Below are 3,540 nucleotides of genomic sequence, written 5' to 3' on the forward strand. Positions count from 1 at the left end.
GTCCTCACCCACCGCGAGGTGATGTCCAACGCACTGGCGCTGGACGCCGTGGTGGAGCTTCCTCCGCACGTCGAGCACATCTGCTACCTGCCGTTCGCCCACATCGCCGAGCGGATGCTGGGCATCTACCTGCCCTGTCACCGTGCCTCGCACGTCCACCTCTGCGCCGACCCGACGCGCGTCGGCGAGGTGGTGCGCAAGGTGCGCCCCGCGCAGTTCTTCGGTGTGCCGAGGATCTGGGAGAAGCTGTCCGCCGCCGTGCGGGCCGTCCTCTCACTGATGCCGGCCGAGCAACGCACGCTCATCGACTCGGCGTTCGGGGTCGCCCGTGAGCACGTCGGGTACCGCGAACGGGGGGAGGCGCCACCCGCCGAGCTGGAGGAGCGCTACGCCCGCGCCCGCGAGGACGTGCTGCTGCCGCTGCTGGCCGCGGGCGGTCTGGACCGGGTGACCTGGGCGGCCAGCGCGTCGGCGCCGATGTCGGTCGACGTGGTGAGGTTCTGGGCCGGGTTCGGCATCGTGATCATGGACGCCTGGGGGCTGACCGAGACCACCGGTGTGGCCACCAGCAACAGCCCGAGGACCGGCTTCCGGCTCGGCTCGGTGGGACGCCCGGTGGGGTCCGTGGAGATCCGTACCGCCGGGGACGGCGAGATCCTGGTGCGGGGCACCTCCGTGTTCTCCGGCTACCTCCGACCGGACGGCTCGGTGCGGTCCGCCCTGGACGCCGACGGCTGGCTGGCCACCGGCGACATCGGCCGGATCGACGAGGACGGCTACCTCTGGCTCACCGACCGGAAGAAGGAGATGATCATCACCTCCACCGGCAAGAACGTCTCGCCGGCGCTGGTGGAGAACGCGCTCAAGGAACATCCGCTGATCGGCCAGGCGATGGTGCACGGCGACAACCGCTCCTATCTCGTCGCCCTGCTGGTGCTCGACGCGGAGGCCGCCCCCGCCTGGGCCGCGGCCAACGGCGTCCAGGCGGACGGGGGAGCGGCCGGGCTGGCGCGGCACCCCGTCGTCCGGGCGGAGGTGGACCGCGCGGTGGCCGCCGCCAACACCCGGCTCAACCGCACCGAGCAGGTCAAGCGGTACGAGCTGCTGGCGGAGGAGTGGGGCCCGGCGACCGGCGAGCTGACGCCGTCGCTGAAGATGCGGCGCCGGGTCATCCGGGACAAGTACGCCGACGCGCTGAGCGGGCTCTACGAGGACTGACCCGCCCCGTGTCCCTTCCGCGCCCCGCGCTTCCCGCGCACGCAAGACGGCCGCCCACCCCCCGTCCGGGGGTGGGCGGCTCCCGTGTCCGGCCGTCTCAGAGACCGTAGGTCCTGCCGATGACGTCCCGCTGGATCTCGCTGGTCCCGCCGTAGACCGTCGAGACGACCGCGGCCCGCAGATGGCGCTCCATCTCGAACTCCGTGGTGTAGCCGTAACCGCCCATCATCTGCATGCCCTCCAGGGCGGCCCGCTTGGCGGTCTCGGTCGCCTTCAGCTTGGCCATGGACGCCTCGCGCGGGAACAGCCGGTCCGGCCGCGCGTCGCAGTCCAGCGCCACCTCGCGCACCAGCAGCCGGGTGCACTCGATCTCCGTGGCGAGATCGGCGATCCGGTGCCGCATCGCCTGGAAGGAGCCGACGGGCCGCCCGAACTGCTCGCGTTCGCGGACGTAGGCGACGGTGTCGTCGAAGGCACGGCGGGCCAGACCCAGCATGTTCGCGGCCAGGAAGAGCCGCTCGTAGTTCAGGCCGGCCATCAACTGCCGCCACCCGCCGTCCACTTCACCGACGACGGCGTCCGCGGGCAGCCGTACGCCGGTGAGGAAGACGTCGTTGACCTCCCGGCCGCGCATGGTATCGATGCCCCGCACCTCCACGCCCGCGGTGCCGACGGGCAGATGGAACATGGTCAGACCGCCGTGCTTGTCCTCACCGGTGCGGGCCACCAGGAGGATGCTCTTCGCGCAGTGCGCGTTGGAGATCCAGGTCTTCTGACCGTCGATCACCCACGTGCCGTCCCCCTCCCGCCGGGCGCGGCAGCGCAGCGCGCCGACGTCGGAACCGGCGCCGGGCTCCGACATGGCGATGGCCAGGACATCGCCGCACACCGCCCCGGTGAGCACCTCGCGCCGCTGCCGCTCCGTGCCGAACCGCTCGTACGCCTTCGCGGTGATGACGGTGGTGATGAAACCCCCGCACGGGACCATCCCGTACGAGGTCTCCTCCAGGAAGAGGCAGGCGTCGGCCAGTCCGCCGCCGGAGCCGCCGTACTCCTCGGGCAGGCACACCCCGAGCCAGCCCAGCTCGGCGAGCCTTCCGTACAACCCGGGGTGGTGGGCCTCGTGGCCGTCCCCCGCCAGCGCGTCGCGCTGTTCTCGGGTACCGCACTCGCGCTTGGCGAAATCGCGCAGGGCCGCGGCGAAGGCGGCCTGTTCCTCGGTGAGTCGACTGCCCATCAGGTCCTCCGGGATCCGGGTGCCGGTCGGCGGCTCGGTCAGGGTCGGGCACACAAGTGGGTTACAGAGATACGATAGATGTTTCTGAGTATCTCGGGGAGGTGTTCGCCGGTATCGTGAGGAGCACCATGAGAACTGACACGAACGACTCGTGGCTCGACCGGGCCCTCGACCGGCCGGAGCCGGAGGACCGCATGGCACTGCGGATCCTCGACGCGGCGCTGGAACAGTTCACCCTGCTGGGTCTGCGCCGCTCCTCCGTGGACGACGTCGCCAAGCGGGCCGGGGTCTCCCGGGTCACCGTCTACCGGCGTTTCCAGACCAAGGACAAGCTGGTCGAGGACACCCTGCTGCGCGAACTCGGCCGGTTCTTCCAGCGGCTGGACGCGGCGGTGGCGGCGCTGCCGACCATGAAGGAGCGGGTCGTCGAGGGGTTCGTGGTGGCCCTGCGCCACACCCGCGCCCATCCGCTCTTCGGCGGCCTGCTGCGCCTCGAACCCGAGGTGGTGCTGCCCTACCTGACCGTGCAGGGCAGCTCCTCGCTCTCCGCCACCGTCGAGTACCTGACGGTCCATCTGCGCCGCGCGCAACAGGCCGAGGGCCGTCCCGACGAGGACCTGCGTCCGGTCGCCGAGCTGATGGTGCGGGTCGCCGTGTCCTTCCTGCTCAACCCCGCGAGCTGCATCGAGATGGAGGACGAGGACCAGGCCCGGGCCTTCGCCCGCCGCTACCTGGCCCCGCTGCTGGACGCCTGACCGCCCGGACCGTCCGCTCGGGCGGTCCGGGCCGGTGGGGTGGCGCCCGGGTCGTTCAGCGGCGCCGGTGCAGTGCCCGCGCCAGCCGTACCACGCGCTCCCGCGTGGCGGCCGGAACCCCGAAGGAGGTCAGCGCGATCGGCGGGGTGAACCGCTGCACCGTCGTCGACTGCACGGAGGTGAAGGCGCGCAGCCCTTCCTCGCCGTGGATCCGTCCGAAGCCGGAGTCCCGCGAACCGCCGAACGGCAGCGCCGGCACCGCCGCGAAGCCCAGCACCGAGTTCACCGACACCGCCCCCGCGCGCAGCCGCGCCGCGATCGCCGCACCGG

Annotated in this window: 4 protein-coding genes; 2 read left to right on the forward strand and 2 right to left on the reverse strand. The window is 71.9% G+C overall.

What is annotated here, in order from left to right; genetic code table 11:
- The coding region (locus B7767_RS22515; RefSeq protein WP_085573786.1) for a long-chain fatty acid--CoA ligase at nucleotides 1–1,218 on the forward strand (1,218 nt) is incomplete at its 5' end.
- 97 nt (nucleotides 1,219–1,315) lie between these two features.
- Here the strand turns inward: B7767_RS22515 and B7767_RS22520 are convergent.
- The gene (locus tag B7767_RS22520) at nucleotides 1,316–2,455 is read right to left on the reverse strand and encodes an acyl-CoA dehydrogenase family protein (RefSeq protein WP_085573789.1); all 1,140 of its coding nucleotides are present in this window, start codon (nucleotides 2,453–2,455) and stop codon (nucleotides 1,316–1,318) included.
- Nucleotides 2,456–2,583: 128 nt separating this feature from the next.
- On the opposite strand from B7767_RS22520, the gene B7767_RS22525 reads away from it, so the two are divergent.
- Nucleotides 2,584–3,210, forward strand: coding sequence for a TetR/AcrR family transcriptional regulator (locus B7767_RS22525; RefSeq protein WP_085573787.1), 627 nt, complete (start codon nucleotides 2,584–2,586; stop codon nucleotides 3,208–3,210).
- 55 nt (nucleotides 3,211–3,265) lie between these two features.
- On the opposite strand, the gene B7767_RS22530 is transcribed toward B7767_RS22525, so the two are convergent.
- On the reverse strand, nucleotides 3,266–3,540 hold a 275-nt coding region (locus B7767_RS22530), incomplete at its 5' end, for an aldehyde dehydrogenase family protein (protein WP_143652585.1).

Source organism: Streptomyces sp. 13-12-16, from assembly GCF_002114215.1.
Taxonomy (GTDB): Bacteria; Actinomycetota; Actinomycetes; order Streptomycetales; family Streptomycetaceae; genus Streptomyces.

Excerpts from the sequence above, each read along its gene's own strand:
- B7767_RS22520 (WP_085573789.1), bottom strand. The coding sequence starts at position 2,455 with ATGGGCAGTCGACTCACCGAGGAACAGGCCGCCTTCGCCGCGGCCCTG.
- B7767_RS22525 (WP_085573787.1), top strand. The coding sequence starts at position 2,584 with ATGAGAACTGACACGAACGACTCGTGGCTCGACCGGGCCCTCGACCGG.